This window comes from Streptomyces sp. BB1-1-1 (assembly GCF_031597775.1).
GTDB classification, from domain to species: Bacteria; Actinomycetota; Actinomycetes; order Streptomycetales; family Streptomycetaceae; genus Streptomyces; species Streptomyces thinghirensis.
Genome location: NZ_CP134203.1, coordinates 4439020 through 4452169, shown reverse-complemented (window position 1 = coordinate 4452169; position 13150 = coordinate 4439020). Strand labels below are relative to the sequence as shown.

Below are 13150 nucleotides of genomic sequence, written 5' to 3'. Positions count from 1 at the left end.
GCCGAGCGGACCTCGCCGTGCCCCTCATTTCTACGGCACGGCACTGACAAATAAGACGCCCAACTCCGGTTCTGGCGCGTCGGGTTTGTGATGGTTCACAAGCCGGTGGACGGAGCAGGCGCCGGACCACCGTAGGCCCGCGGGCACCGTCAGCCAATCTGGTTATCCACAGGCCATGTGGACGAGCGGCCAGATGCTGTGGAGAACTCCGCGAAACCTGTGCACGACCCGGTGGACAGCCCTGTGAACAAGCCCTCGTCCCCACCCGCGAAACCACCCTGAGCTGCGGCTTTCTCGTCCACGCCCTGTGCAGAAGAAAAACTTCCCCAGTCGGATCAAGATCGCTTCGAACCGTGCCCAGAAGCACACACGGTGAGACGGCACGTAAGGGCCGCAAAGGCTTTGCATCTCTTACCTGTGGACGATTAGATTGGTGCTCATGACACAGGCCCCCGCGCGCTCCCGGAACGTCCGGCGCCGACACGACCGCGAGATCGTCGCGCTGGCCGTCCCGGCCTTCGGCGCACTCGTCGCCGAGCCCCTCTTCGTCATGGCCGACAGTGCGATCGTCGGCCATCTCGGCACCGCGCAGCTCGCCGGACTCGGCATCGCCTCGGCCCTGCTCACCACAGCCGTCAGCGTCTTCGTCTTCCTCGCCTACGCCACCACGGCGGCCGTCTCCCGGCGCGTCGGCGCGGGCGACCTGCAATCCGCGATCCGCCAGGGCATGGACGGTATCTGGCTGGCGCTGCTGCTCGGTGCCGCCGTCATAGCCGTCGTGCTGCCCACTGCGCCCTCCCTCGTGGAACTCTTCGGCGCCTCCCAAACCGCGGCCCCGTACGCCATCACGTATCTGCGGATCTCCGCCCTCGGAATCCCCGCCATGCTGGTCGTACTGGCCTCGACCGGCGTCCTGCGCGGACTGCAGAACACCCGGACCCCGCTCTACGTCGCCATCGCCGGTTTCCTCGCCAACGCCGTCCTCAATGTCGTACTCGTCTACGGCGCCGACCTCGGCATCGCGGGCTCCGCCTGGGGAACCGTCATCGCCCAGTGCGGCATGGCCGCGGTGTACCTCTGGGTGGTGGTCCGCGGGGCACATCGGCACGGTGCCTCGCTGCGCCCGGACCTCGCCGGCATCAGGGCATCGGCCCAGGCCGGGGCGCCGCTGCTGGTACGCACCCTCTCGCTGCGAGCGATCCTCATGATCGCCACAGCCGTGGCGGCCCGACTCGGTGACGCCGACATCGCGGCCCATCAGATCGTCCTGTCTCTGTGGAGTCTGCTCGCCTTCGCCCTCGATGCCATCGCCATCGCCGGTCAGGCCATCATCGGACGCTATCTGGGAGCCGGTGACACCCAGGGCGCCCGCGATGCCTGCCGGAGAATGGTGGAGTGGGGTGTCGCGGTCGGAGTCGGACTCGGCCTGCTCGTGGTGCTGTCACGCCCAGCGTTCCTGCCCCTGTTCACCGGAGACTCCGCGGTCAAGGACACCGCCCTGCCCGCTCTTGTGATCGTGGCCGTCGCGCAGCCGATCTGCGGAGTGGTCTACGTCCTGGACGGGGTTCTCATGGGTGCCGGCGACGGCCCTTATCTCGCCTGGGCGATGCTGCTTACCCTCGCGGTCTTCACTCCCGTGGCGCTTCTCGTCCCTGCGCTCGGCGGTGGGCTCACCGCCCTGTGGGCGGCCATGACACTGATGATGACGATGCGCCTGGTAACGCTGTGGCTGCGTACCCGATCAGGTCGCTGGATCGTCACGGGCGCGACGCGCTGACGGTTTCACGTGAAACACGATGTTTCACGTGAAACGCGACCATGAAGATGGGGCCGCATCTCCCGACCGGGAGATGCGGCCCCATCTCATCGCTTCAGCGAGAGCAAAGCTCAGGCAGCGACGACCTCGATGCTGACCTTGGCGGCAACCTCGGGGTGCAGACGCACGGACGTCTCGTGGGCGCCCAGGGTCTTGATCGGCGAGCCCAGCTCGATGCGGCGCTTGTCGACCTCGGGACCACCGGCGGCCTTGATCGCCGAAGCGACGTCGGCCGGCGTGACGGAGCCGAAGAGACGACCGGCGTCGCCGGAGCGGACGGCCAGACGGACCTTCACGCCCTCGAGCTGGCCCTTCACCTGGTTGGCCTGCTCGATGGTCTGGATCTCGTGGATCTTGCGAGCACGACGGATCTGCTCGACGTCCTTCTCGCCACCCTTGGTCCAGCGGATGGCGAACTTCCGCGGGATCAGGTAGTTGCGAGCGTAACCGTCCTTGACGTCGACGACGTCGCCCGCGGCACCGAGGCCGGAGACCTCGTGGGTGAGGATGATCTTCATGATTCGGTCACCCTTCCCTTATCGCGCGGTGGAGGTGTAGGGCAGCAGCGCCATCTCACGGCTGTTCTTCACGGCCGTGGCGACGTCACGCTGGTGCTGAGTGCAGTTGCCGGTCACGCGGCGGGCACGGATCTTGCCGCGGTCGGAAATGAACTTCCGCAGCATGTTCGTGTCCTTGTAGTCCACGTACGTGACCTTGTCCTTGCAGAATGCGCAGACCTTCTTCTTCGGCTTGCGCACAGGCGGCTTAGCCATGATGTTTCTCCTGTGTGATCAAGAAGTGTGAGTGGAGCCCGCCTAGAAGGGGGGCTCGTCCGAGTAGCCGCCACCGCCGCCGGAGCCACCGCCCCAGCCGCCGCCCTGCTGACCGCCGCCACCCTGCTGGCCACCGGCGGGAGCGCCGGTCGCCCAGGGGTCGTCGGCCGGAGCGCCGCCGCCCTGCTGGCCACCGCCGGGGCCGCCGCCCCAGCCGCCGCCACCCTGGCCGCCACCGCCACCGCCACCGCCGTAACCGCCCTGGCCTCCGCGGCCCTGGCCCGAGGTCTTCGTGACCTTGGCCGTGGCACTGCGCAGGCTGGCGCCGACCTCGTCGACGTCCAGCTCGTAGACCGTGCGCTTGACGCCCTCACGGTCCTCGTAGGACCGCTGCTTCAGCCGGCCCTGCACGATGACGCGCATGCCTCGCTGGAGCGACTCGGCGACGTTCTCCGCCGCCTGACGCCAGACCGAGCAGGTGAGAAAGAGGCTTTCGCCGTCCTTCCACTCGTTCGTCTGACGGTCGAAGGTGCGGGGGGTCGACGCGACACGGAACTTCGCGACGGCCGCACCGGACGGGGTGAAGCGCAGCTCGGGATCATCGACAAGATTGCCGATGACCGTGATGACGGTCTCGCCTGCCATGGGGGAACCTCTCGGCGGGTTTGCTGCTGGCTGCTTGTGCTGCTACTCGAATCCCGGGATCGGCTGAGCGGAAGGGCTCAGTGCATCTCGGGACGGAGGACCTTGGTCCGGAGGACCGACTCGTTCAGGTTCATCTGGCGGTCGAGCTCCTTGACGACCGCAGGCTCGGCCTGCAGGTCGATGACCGAGTAGATGCCCTCGGGCTTCTTCTTGATCTCGTACGAGAGACGACGACGGCCCCAGGTGTCGACCTTCTCGACCTTTCCGCCGCCGTCACGGACGACAGAGAGGAAGTTCTCGATCAGCGGGGAGACAGAACGCTCCTCGAGATCGGGGTCGAGGATGACCATCACCTCGTAGTGACGCATGTGGAACCCACCTCCTTTGGACTCAGCGGCCACGGTCGTTCCGTGGCAGGAGGGTTGCGATGCGTTGGCACCGGTATCAACGAGTAAACCAGGACCCACTGACAATCGGGCCTCCTCCGAGGAAGCGGCCCGGCCGTGGATGGCAGCAGACACCAGTGCAGAAGGTACAGAGTACCCGGCCACCCGCTTGCGGTTGAAATCCGGCTGTGAGGGGACACAATCGGTACTCAGCGGATGTGAAGGGCGAAGACGCACTGCCTATGGCAGGAGGTTCCCCATGGCACAGATCATGCGACCCGCCAAGCCCCGGACCGGCTTGCTGGCCACCGACGGCAGACCGCACCCCCTTCAGGACACACTGCTGGCCGTGGGCTTGGTCCTGGCCGTGCTCGCCCTGGCCACAGCGAGCTTCCGCGGGCTCCACGTCCTGACCTCCTGGGCAGGTCTGCTGGGTGTCCTGACCGCCGGATACGGCCAGCTCATCTCGGTGACGACGCGCGAGCGCTTCGGCCTGGTACTGGCGCTGGGAGGCTCCGCACTCGGTCTGTTCTTCGGCATCAATCACGGTGGGTTCTTCGGCTGAGCCCGGTCACCGCAGACCCCCTTCCACCCGTACGCCGGACGGGGCGCTCACAGGGCGCAGTAGGCTTCGCGCGAGAGCCGGAGCCCCTGTACCCATGGGGACACACCAGCCCGAGGAGCGCCCCGAATGAGCCTGACCCTGAGGACCATCAGTCGCGAGCAGCATCTGGCCTACATCCAGAGCCTGCCGGCGGCGAGTCACATGCAGGTCCCGGCATGGGCAGACGTCAAGGCGGAATGGCGCTCGGAGAACCTCGGCTGGTTCGACGACCGGACCGGTGAGCTGGTGGGCGTGGGGCTCGTCCTGTACCGGCAGCTGCCCAAGATCAAGCGGTACCTCGCCTACCTCCCCGAGGGCCCGGTCATCAACTGGTACGCGCCGAACCTCCAGGACTGGATGGAGCCCATGCTGGCGCACCTCAAGCAGCAGGGCGCCTTCTCGGTGAAGATGGGCCCGCCCGTGATCATCCGTCGCTGGGACGCCACGTCCATCAAGAAGGGCATCCAGGACCCCGACGTCAAGCGCCTGCGCGACATAGAGGCCGACCACATCGAGCCGCGCGCCTTCGAGGTGGCCGACAAGCTGCGTCGTATGGGCTGGCAGCAGGGCGAGGACGGCGGCGCCGGCTTCGGCGACGTACAGCCCCGCTACGTCTTCCAGGTGCCGCTGGCCAACCGCTCCCTGGAAGAGGTCCACAAGAACTTCAACCAGCTGTGGCGCCGCAACATCAAGAAGGCCGAGAAGGCCGGCGTCGAGGTTGTCCAGGGCGGCTACCACGACCTCGAGGAATGGCAGCGCCTGTACGAGATCACGGCCGTGCGCGACCACTTCCGGCCGCGCCCGCTGTCGTACTTCCAGCGCATGTGGGCGGCCCTCAACAACGAGGACCCCAACCGCATGCGGCTGTACTTCGCCCGGCACAACGGGGTGAATCTGTCGGCGGCGACCATGCTGGTCGTCGGCGGGCACGTCTGGTATTCCTACGGCGCCTCCGACAACATCGGCCGCGAGGTCCGGCCCTCGAACGCGATGCAGTGGGCCATGCTCCGCGACGCCTACGCCCTGGGCGCCACCGTCTACGACCTGCGCGGTATCTCCGACTCCCTGGACGAGAGCGACCACCTCTTCGGCCTGATCCAGTTCAAGGTCGGCACAGGCGGGCAGGCGGCCGAGTACCTCGGCGAGTGGGACTTCCCACTGAACAAGCTGCTCCACAAGGCGCTCGACATCTACATGTCGCGCCGCTGACCCACAGCTCACCCCCAACCCGCACCTCTGACAGCCACGAGAAAGGTCCCAGGTCCGGCCATGGCGCTCACCCTCTACGTCGACACCGCGCGCTGGCGGGCGCATCACAAGCACGTGCAGGAGCAGTTCCCCGGGCTCGTCCCGGTCTGCAAGGGCAACGGCTACGGCTTCGGGCACGAGCGGCTGGCGGAGGAGGCCACGCGGCTGGGCTCGGACGTACTGGCCGTCGGCACGACGTACGAGGCCGCCCGGATCAAGGACTTCTTCGGCGGTGACCTGCTGGTCCTGACGCCGTACCGGCGCGGCGAGGAGCCCGTACCGCTGCCCGACCGCGTCGTCCGCTCGGTATCGTCCATCGACGGCGTGTACGGCCTCGTGGGCGCACGTGTGGTCATCGAGGTGATGTCCTCGATGAAGCGGCACGGCATCAGCGAGCAGGACCTGCCGCAGCTGCACGCCGCCATAGAGAACGTCCGGCTGGAGGGCTTCGCCATCCACCTGCCGCTGGACCGTACCGACGGCTCGGACGCCGTCGAGGAGGTCATCGGCTGGATGGACCGGCTGCGCGCGGCCCGGCTGCCGCTGCACACGATGTTCGTCAGCCACCTCAAGGCGGACGAACTCGCCCGGCTCCAGCAGCAGTTCCCACAGACCCGCTTCCGCGCCCGGATCGGCACCCGGCTGTGGCTGGGCGACCACGACGCCACCGAGTACCGCGGCGCGGTCCTGGACGTCACGCGTGTCGCCAAGGGCGAGCGCTTCGGCTACCGGCAGCAGAAGGCGGCTTCCGACGGCTTCCTGGTGGTCGTGGCGGGCGGGACGTCGCACGGCGTGGGTCTGGAGGCCCCGAAGGCGCTGCACGGCGTCATGCCGCGCGCCAAGGGCGTCGCCCGGGCCGGTCTCGCCACGGTCAACCGCAATCTCGCGCCGTTCGTCTGGGGCGGCAAGCAGCGCTGGTTCGCGGAGCCGCCGCACATGCAGGTCTCGATCCTGTTCGTGCCCTCCGACGCGCCGGAGCCCAAGGTCGGTGACGAACTGGTGGCCCATCTGCGGCACACCACCACGCAGTTCGACCGGATCCTCGACCGCTAGCTCGACGGCTGGCTCGACCGCCGGCTCGACCGCTGTAGAAAAGGCCGTACACGGTGCCTCCGTGTACGGCCTTTCGCGCGTTCGCTCAGAGCGAACCGCCCGTCTGCTGTCTCCCGCCCCATCTCACCCGTGACCCCTCGAAGTGGGCTGCGGGCTGCTCGGTATGAGCCACGGGCTGCTCGTTATGAGCCGCGGGTCCCAGGACGAAGACGTCCTCCGCGCCGTCGAGCACACCACCCGACGGATCGTCGTCCCCCTTCCTCCGAACCGGGTCCCGGTCCGGCATGAGGATGTCCCGCACGACCATGACGCAGAGGAACAGCGTTCCCAGCAGGTGCACGCCGATGGCCCAGTGATAGCCGTCCGTCGGCAGACCCTTGTGGGCGTCGCCGCTGGTCGTGTACGCGAGGTACATCCAGATACCCAGGAAGTAGGCCACCTCGCACGCCTGCCAGATCAGGAAGTCACGCCACTTCGGCCGGGCCAGCGCGGCCAGCGGAACCAGCCACAGCACGTACTGCGGCGAGTAGACCTTGTTGGTGAGGATGAACGCCGCGACGATCAGGAAGGCGAGCTGGGCGAATCGCGGACGCCTGGGGGCGGTCAGTGTGAGCGCCGCGATGGCGCCGCAGCACAGCAGCATCAGCAGGGTGGCGAGCGTGTTGACGGTCTCGGTGCTGGGCGGATTGTCGGTGTTCTGGACCAGGATCAGCCAGAAGGACCCGAAGTCGACGCCGCGTTCCTGGCTGAAGGTATAGAACTTCGACCAGCCGTCGAAGGCGAAGAGCATCACCGGCAGGTTCACCACGAGCCAGGCGACGGCCGCGCCCCCCAGAGCCTTTCCGAACTCCCGCCATCTGCCCGCTCGCCAGCACAGTACGAGCAGCGGACCGAGGATCAGGAAGGGGTAGAGCTTGGCAGCCGTGGCCAGGCCCAGCAGAACGCCGAAGGCCAGTGAGCGCCCCCGCGACCACATGAGGATCGCGGCGGACGTCAGGGCGACCGCCAGCAGGTCCCAGTTGACGGTGGCGGTCAGCGCGAGGGCGGGTGCGAGGGCGACCAGCAGACCGTCCCAGGGCCGCCGGGTGTGCGTGCGGGTCACGCAGACGGCGATGACGGCCGCGCACACCATGAGCATCCCGGCGTTGACCATCCAGTACCACTGTTCCTGGTCCTGAATGGTGCCGCTGCCCGGTGTGAGCCAGGACGCGACCTCCATGAACACGCCGGTCAGCACCGGGTACTCGAGGTACTCCATGTCGCCGGGGAGCTTGTCGAAGTACGGCACCAGGCCGTCGACGAACCCGCGCCCCTGGTAGAGGTGCGGGATGTCGGAGTAGCACGCGTGCGTGTACTGGGAGCTGGCACCGAAGAACCAGGCGCCGTTGTAACAGGGCGCCTTCTGGACCAGGCCGAGGGCGAACATGCCGATCGCCACGAGCGCGATCACCCGCACGGGGGTCCACCAGGACGTCCCGAGCAGGGCCCGGCGGCCGACAGGGCCGCCGATCAGCTCGCTGCCGGCCGCGGCGACCGTGTCCTCCCTGGTCGGCCGCACGGTGTCCGGCTCGTGCGCGCTCGCTGGCGTCGATTCTGCACTGGGCATGGGGCACATCCTGCCGTACGCACCTGGGAATACGGCGAGGCCGCCGCACCCTGTGGATGCGGCGGCCCCTGTTTCACGTGAAACTTGCGGGTGTTTCACGTGAAACACCCATGCCGGACATTCCGGCGGCTAGCCGTTCTGGCCGGAGATGAAGCCGCCGCCTCCGTTCTGGTTGCCTCTGCTGTCGTCCTCTTCCCCTGTCTCACTGGGTGACGTCGAAGGGGACGGACTGCCTTCCGAGCCACCGTTCTCGTTGCCGGCGTTCTCATTGCCGCTGTTGTCGCCGTCCTCGCAGTTGAACTCGAAGACGCCGCAGGTGTTGCTCGGCGAGGGCGAGGGGCTGGTCTCGGTCTCACTGGGCGACGGCGTCGGTGACGGACTCGTCTCCTCCTCCGTCTGGGAGGGCGAGGGAGTCGGGCTGGGCGGCGGGGTGTCGTTGATGACCTCGCCGATGGGCTCCGGCTTCGGGAACTTCTCCGCCTTGGTGCCCTTCAGCGCGTCCTCCATGTAGTCCTGCCAGATGATGGACGGGAAGGACGCACCGTGGATCTTCTTCTCGCCACCCGTTCCGTACATCTCCAGGAACGAGCGGTTCTTGATGGTCTCGTCGTCCGGGTAGCGGAACATGCTGATCGCGGTCGCCAGCTGCGGGGTGTAGCCGACGAACCAGGCGGATTGGTTGCCGTCCGTGGTACCGGTCTTGCCGGCCACCTCTCGGCCGGCCAGCTGGGCGTTGGAACCCGTTCCGTCCTCGACGACGGTCTTCAGGACGTCCGTGACGTTGTCCGCGACCTTCGCGGTGAACGCCTGCTTGGTCTCCACCTTGTGCGTGTAGACCGTGCCGCCCTTGTTCGACACCTTGGTGACGGAGAAGGGCTCGCGCTGCTTGCCACTGTCCGCGAAGGTGGCGTACGCGCCCGCCATGCGGATGGCGCTCGGGTCCGAGACACCGAGGGAGAAGGACGGGTAGGAGGAGCCCGCCAGGCTGTCCTCCAGGAGTCCGGCATCGACGGCGGCCTCCTTCACCTTGTCCAGGCCGACATCCATGCCGAGCTGAACGAAGGCGGAGTTGACCGACTCCCGCATGGCCTCACGCAGGTCGATCTTGTAGTCCGGCGCTTCACCGACGTCTTGCTTGCCGTCGTTCTCCTGGCGCCACTGCTCGCCCTTCTCGTTCTGCCAGACCGAGCCGTCGTAGTTCTTGATCTTGAGGTTGTTCTTGCCGCTGTAGAGGCTCTTCGGGGAGACGACGGTGCGTTCGTCCTGAGCCTGGGTCTCACCGAGCTCGGGATCGCGCACACCCCACTTCATCGCGGCCGCGAGCACGTATGGCTTGAACGTCGAACCGACCTGGGCGCCGGTGACGTCGGCGTTGTTGGTGAAGTGCTTGGTGGCGTCCTCACCGCCGTAGATGGCCTCGATGGCACCGGTCTCGGGGTTCACTGAAGCCCCGCCGAACTGGACATGTGTGTCCGTCTTGGGGCGCTTCTCGGGGTCGATGTTCTTCTTGTAGACCTTCTGGACCGCGGTTTCGAGATCCTTGACCTTCTTCTTGTCGAAGGTCGTGTAGATCGAGTAGCCGCCCTTCTCCAGCTTCTGCTCCGTAGCGACGCCGCTCCGGACCACGGAAGCCTTGGCAAGCCTGACGAGGTAACCGGTCTGGCCGCCCAGCTGCGAGTTCGACTGCGGATTCTCCACCTTGGGGAGTTCCGTGAACCTCGCCCGGTCCTCCTGGCTCAGATGCCCGTACTCCACCATCTTGTCGAGCGTGTCCTGCATCTGGGCGTTGGCCCGCTTGCTGTTGGCCTCCTGCGTGGCGGCCGGGTCGATCGAGGTCGCGCCCGCCGGGTCGTAGTACGTGGCGCCCTTGAGCATCGCGGACAGGAAGGCGCACTGGCCCGCGTTGAGGTCGACGGCGTCCACGTTGAAGTACGCGCGTGCGGCCGCCTGGATGCCGTAGGCGCCACGGCCGTAGTACGCGGAGTTCAGGTAGCCCTCGAGGATCTCATCCTTGGGTACCTCGGTACCGACCTTCATCGAGACGAAGATCTCCTTGACCTTGCGGGAGATCGTCTGCGACTGGTCGTTCAGCATCGCGTTCTTCACGTACTGCTGGGTGATGGTGGAACCACCCTGCGTGTCACCGCCCTTGGCCATGTTGAACACGGCGCGGGCGATGCCCTTGGGGTCGATGCCGCTGTCGGAGTAGAACGTCTTGTTCTCCTGGGAAATGATCGCGTTGCGCATTTCCTTGGGGATCTGGGAGAGGTCGACGCTCTGGCGGTTCCGGTCACCGCCCGTGGCGGCCATCTGGGTGCCGTCGGCCCAGTAGTAGACGTTGTTCTGAGCTTTCGCGATCTTGGCGACGTCCGGGATGCCCACCATGGCGTACGCGATGCCTGCGGCGGCCACCAGACTGCCGAAGAAGCCGATGCACAGCCCGGAGACAAGCTTCCAGGAGGGCATCCAGCGACGCCACCCGTCCCGGTCTCCGCGCGGGTAGTCGATCATCCGCTTCTTGCCGGACGGGGCCGCGCGCCCTCTGCCGACCACGACCGGCCCGGCGGGAGCGGCTCGTCGGCCGCCGCGGCCCGGCTCGGCCGCTCTACGGCGGCCGCCTCCGCTCCGCTGTGCCGCGCGCCGGGCTTCGGCACGGCTGCCGTACGGACGCTCCTCGTCCTCCGGACCGTACGAGCCGGACGGAGACCCTGTGGCGCCTCGCGGTGCCGCACGGCGACCGGAGGACGAGCCGGACTGGCCGCGTCGGGCCGCGGCACGTCCGCCTCCCTGCGGCTGCGGCGGTTTGCGACGGTGCTCGCTCATCGAACGACTACTCCTCGGGCAGGCGCACCTTTGCGCGCCTGGTAAAGGCGGCTGGTTTCCGGTCCCCCCGAAGTACGGATGCGGTCCCTTCCGCATTCACCCGTACTGCACCAGGGACAGGGACGCCCCCACGCGTCACTCGGTTCCCTGTGGTCTGCATGGCGCACAGACTACGCACCGTCAAAACCCCCGAGCCCCGAAGTTCACCTCAAATCAGGCAACTTGCACTCGATGAATCCCTGATGTGATCCCGTTCACGAGTTCCCCTCTTGTCGCAGGCGGAAGCTCGTTCTATCGTGCTGATGTATCGAGTCGATACATCAGCGCGGCATAAGGACGAGAGGAGGCGACGATGAGCCGACGTTCCGGCATCCTCGAGTTCGCCGTACTCGGCCTGCTCCGCGAATCCCCGATGCACGGCTATGAGCTGCGCAAACGACTCAACACGTCACTGGGTGTGTTCCGGGCGTTCAGCTACGGGACGCTCTACCCCTGCCTCAAGACGCTGGTCGCCAACGGCTGGTTGATCGAGGAACCGGGGAACGTCGACGAGGCCGCCGCGTCCCTCACGGGGCGCCGCGCCAAGATCGTCTACCGGTTGACGGCCGACGGTAAGGAACACTTCGAGCAGCTCCTCTCCCAGACGGGCCCGGACGCCTACGAGGACGAGACCTTCGCCGCTCGCTTCGCGTTCTTCGGGCAGACGTCGCGTGACGTGCGCATGCGCGTGCTCGAGGGCCGGCGCAGTCGGCTGGAGGAGCGCCTGGAGAAGATGAGCGCCTCCTTGGCGCGTACCCGGGAGCGACTCGACGACTACACGCTTGAGCTCCAGCGCCACGGAATGGAGTCCGTGGAGCGCGAGGTGCGCTGGCTGAACGAGCTCATCGAGAGCGAGCGGGCGGGGCGGGACCTGCGGGGTTCCGCCGCGGAGGGGACCGCTCAACAGGACAGGACATCTGGAGCGACGGGCGGCCTGCCCCGGCCCGGGGACGACCCCCGGCCGGATACGCCCGGCGACACCGCCACGTGAGCGCCCAGTCAGGGCCTCACTCGTACACACAGGGAGCAACCGGAATGGGTTCGGTTCGCGTAGCCATCGTCGGTGTGGGCAACTGCGCCGCATCGCTGGTGCAGGGCGTCGAGTACTACAAGGACGCCGACCCGGCGGCCAAGGTCCCCGGCCTGATGCACGTCCAGTTCGGCGACTACCACGTCAGTGACATCGAGTTCGTCGCCGCCTTCGACGTGGACGCCAAGAAGGTCGGCCTGGACCTCGCGGACGCCATCGGCGCCTCCGAGAACAACACCATCAAGATTTGCGACGTCCCGAACAGCGGCGTCCAGGTCCAGCGCGGTCACACGCACGACGGTCTCGGCAAGTACTACCGCGAGACCATCGAGGAGTCCGCCGAGGCGCCGGTCGACGTCGTCCAGATTCTCAAGGACAAGCAGGTCGACGTTCTCGTCTGCTACCTGCCCGTCGGTTCCGAGGACGCGGCGAAGTACTACGCCCAGTGCGCCATCGACGCCAAGGTCGCCTTCGTCAACGCCCTTCCGGTCTTCATCGCCGGCACCAAGGAGTGGGCGGACAAGTTCACCGAGGCGGGCGTCCCGATCGTCGGCGACGACATCAAGTCGCAGGTCGGCGCCACCATCACGCACCGCGTCATGGCGAAGCTGTTCGAGGACCGGGGCGTCGTCCTGGACCGCACGATGCAGCTGAACGTCGGCGGCAACATGGACTTCAAGAACATGCTCGAGCGCGAGCGCCTGGAGTCCAAGAAGATCTCCAAGACGCAGGCCGTCACCTCCCAGATCCCCGACCGGGACCTGGGCGCGGACAACGTCCACATCGGCCCGTCCGACTACGTCGCCTGGCTGGACGACCGCAAGTGGGCCTACGTCCGCCTGGAGGGCCGCGCGTTCGGTGACGTCCCGCTGAACCTGGAGTACAAGCTCGAGGTCTGGGACTCCCCGAACTCGGCCGGTGTCATCATCGACGCCCTGCGCGCCGCGAAGATCGCCAAGGACCGCGGCATCGGCGGCCCGATCCTCTCCGCGTCGAGCTACTTCATGAAGTCCCCGCCGGTCCAGTACTTCGACGACGAGGCCCGCGCCAACGTCGAGAAGTTCATCGCCGGCGAGGTCGAGCGCTGACAAGCGCGGACTCCGGTCCGTCGGAGGTCCCCGGGTCGC

At 67.2% G+C, this 13150-nt stretch carries 12 protein-coding genes; 6 read left to right on the top strand and 6 right to left on the bottom strand.

Translation table 11 applies throughout. The features are described from left to right. Positions 1-439: 439 nt before the first annotated feature. On the top strand, positions 440-1777 hold the full coding sequence (locus RI578_RS20460; RefSeq protein WP_310872411.1) for an MATE family efflux transporter: 1338 nt from the start codon (positions 440-442) through the stop codon (positions 1775-1777). A 110-nt stretch (positions 1778-1887) separates the two neighbouring features. On the opposite strand, the gene rplI is transcribed toward RI578_RS20460, so the two are convergent. The 4 genes from rplI to rpsF all read right to left on the bottom strand — a co-directional run bounded on the left by rplI (position 1888) and on the right by rpsF (position 3602). Further along, positions 1888-2334: a 50S ribosomal protein L9 gene (gene rplI / locus RI578_RS20455; RefSeq protein WP_121747978.1), complete on the bottom strand. Its 447-nt coding sequence runs from the start codon at positions 2332-2334 to the stop codon at positions 1888-1890. Positions 2335-2352: 18 nt separating this feature from the next. Next, on the bottom strand, positions 2353-2589 hold the full coding sequence (rpsR, locus tag RI578_RS20450; protein WP_003949403.1) for a 30S ribosomal protein S18: 237 nt from the start codon (positions 2587-2589) through the stop codon (positions 2353-2355). Between the two features lie 42 nt (positions 2590-2631). Further along, entirely contained in the window at positions 2632-3234 is a 603-nt protein-coding gene (locus tag RI578_RS20445) for a single-stranded DNA-binding protein (RefSeq protein ID WP_210960112.1), read from the bottom strand. Between the two features lie 77 nt (positions 3235-3311). After that, positions 3312-3602 carry a 30S ribosomal protein S6 gene (rpsF, locus tag RI578_RS20440; RefSeq protein WP_003975025.1) on the bottom strand — a complete coding sequence of 97 codons (291 nt, stop codon included), beginning with the start codon at positions 3600-3602 and terminating at the stop codon, positions 3312-3314. Between the two features lie 277 nt (positions 3603-3879). Between rpsF and RI578_RS20435 the strand changes: the two genes are divergently transcribed. From RI578_RS20435 to RI578_RS20425, 3 genes are all read left to right on the top strand, one after another. Then, positions 3880-4185: a hypothetical protein gene (locus tag RI578_RS20435; RefSeq protein WP_310872410.1), complete on the top strand. Its 306-nt coding sequence runs from the start codon at positions 3880-3882 to the stop codon at positions 4183-4185. A 126-nt stretch (positions 4186-4311) separates the two neighbouring features. Beyond that, entirely contained in the window at positions 4312-5433 is a 1122-nt protein-coding gene (gene femX, locus RI578_RS20430) for a peptidoglycan bridge formation glycyltransferase FemX (RefSeq protein WP_310872409.1), read from the top strand. 60 nt (positions 5434-5493) lie between these two features. After that, on the top strand, positions 5494-6525 hold the full coding sequence (locus RI578_RS20425; RefSeq protein ID WP_310872408.1) for an alanine racemase: 1032 nt from the start codon (positions 5494-5496) through the stop codon (positions 6523-6525). 85 nt (positions 6526-6610) lie between these two features. Here the strand turns inward: RI578_RS20425 and RI578_RS20420 are convergent, their stop codons facing one another. After that, positions 6611-8140 (bottom strand): glycosyltransferase 87 family protein, encoded by a 1530-nt coding sequence (locus tag RI578_RS20420; protein WP_310872407.1) that lies wholly within the window; start codon positions 8138-8140, stop codon positions 6611-6613. Positions 8141-8260: 120 nt separating this feature from the next. Next, positions 8261-10954, bottom strand: a complete 2694-nt coding sequence (locus RI578_RS20415; protein WP_310872406.1) for a transglycosylase domain-containing protein — start codon at positions 10952-10954, stop codon at positions 8261-8263. Between the two features lie 352 nt (positions 10955-11306). Here RI578_RS20415 and RI578_RS20410 point away from each other — a divergent pair, with 352 nt between their 5' ends. Both RI578_RS20410 and RI578_RS20405 read left to right on the top strand, forming a co-directional pair. Next, the gene (locus tag RI578_RS20410; protein WP_210960106.1) at positions 11307-11984 is read left to right on the top strand and encodes a PadR family transcriptional regulator; all 678 of its coding nucleotides are present in this window, start codon (positions 11307-11309) and stop codon (positions 11982-11984) included. A 44-nt stretch (positions 11985-12028) separates the two neighbouring features. Then, a complete protein-coding gene (locus tag RI578_RS20405; protein ID WP_121747999.1) occupies positions 12029-13111 on the top strand; it encodes an inositol-3-phosphate synthase in 1083 nt (360 codons plus the stop codon). The last annotated feature ends 39 nt before the right edge of the window (positions 13112-13150 follow it).

Coding starts and splice junctions, on each gene's coding strand:
- RI578_RS20460 (WP_310872411.1), top strand. CDS start 440: ATGACACAGGCCCCCGCGCGCTCCCGGAACGTCCGGCGCCGACACGAC.
- rplI (WP_121747978.1), bottom strand. CDS start 2,334: ATGAAGATCATCCTCACCCACGAGGTCTCCGGCCTCGGTGCCGCGGGC.
- rpsR (WP_003949403.1), bottom strand. CDS start 2,589: ATGGCTAAGCCGCCTGTGCGCAAGCCGAAGAAGAAGGTCTGCGCATTC.
- RI578_RS20445 (WP_210960112.1), bottom strand. CDS start 3,234: ATGGCAGGCGAGACCGTCATCACGGTCATCGGCAATCTTGTCGATGAT.
- rpsF (WP_003975025.1), bottom strand. CDS start 3,602: ATGCGTCACTACGAGGTGATGGTCATCCTCGACCCCGATCTCGAGGAG.
- RI578_RS20435 (WP_310872410.1), top strand. CDS start 3,880: ATGGCACAGATCATGCGACCCGCCAAGCCCCGGACCGGCTTGCTGGCC.
- femX (WP_310872409.1), top strand. CDS start 4,312: ATGAGCCTGACCCTGAGGACCATCAGTCGCGAGCAGCATCTGGCCTAC.
- RI578_RS20425 (WP_310872408.1), top strand. CDS start 5,494: ATGGCGCTCACCCTCTACGTCGACACCGCGCGCTGGCGGGCGCATCAC.
- RI578_RS20420 (WP_310872407.1), bottom strand. CDS start 8,140: ATGTGCCCCATGCCCAGTGCAGAATCGACGCCAGCGAGCGCGCACGAG.
- RI578_RS20415 (WP_310872406.1), bottom strand. CDS start 10,954: ATGAGCGAGCACCGTCGCAAACCGCCGCAGCCGCAGGGAGGCGGACGT.
- RI578_RS20410 (WP_210960106.1), top strand. CDS start 11,307: ATGAGCCGACGTTCCGGCATCCTCGAGTTCGCCGTACTCGGCCTGCTC.
- RI578_RS20405 (WP_121747999.1), top strand. CDS start 12,029: ATGGGTTCGGTTCGCGTAGCCATCGTCGGTGTGGGCAACTGCGCCGCA.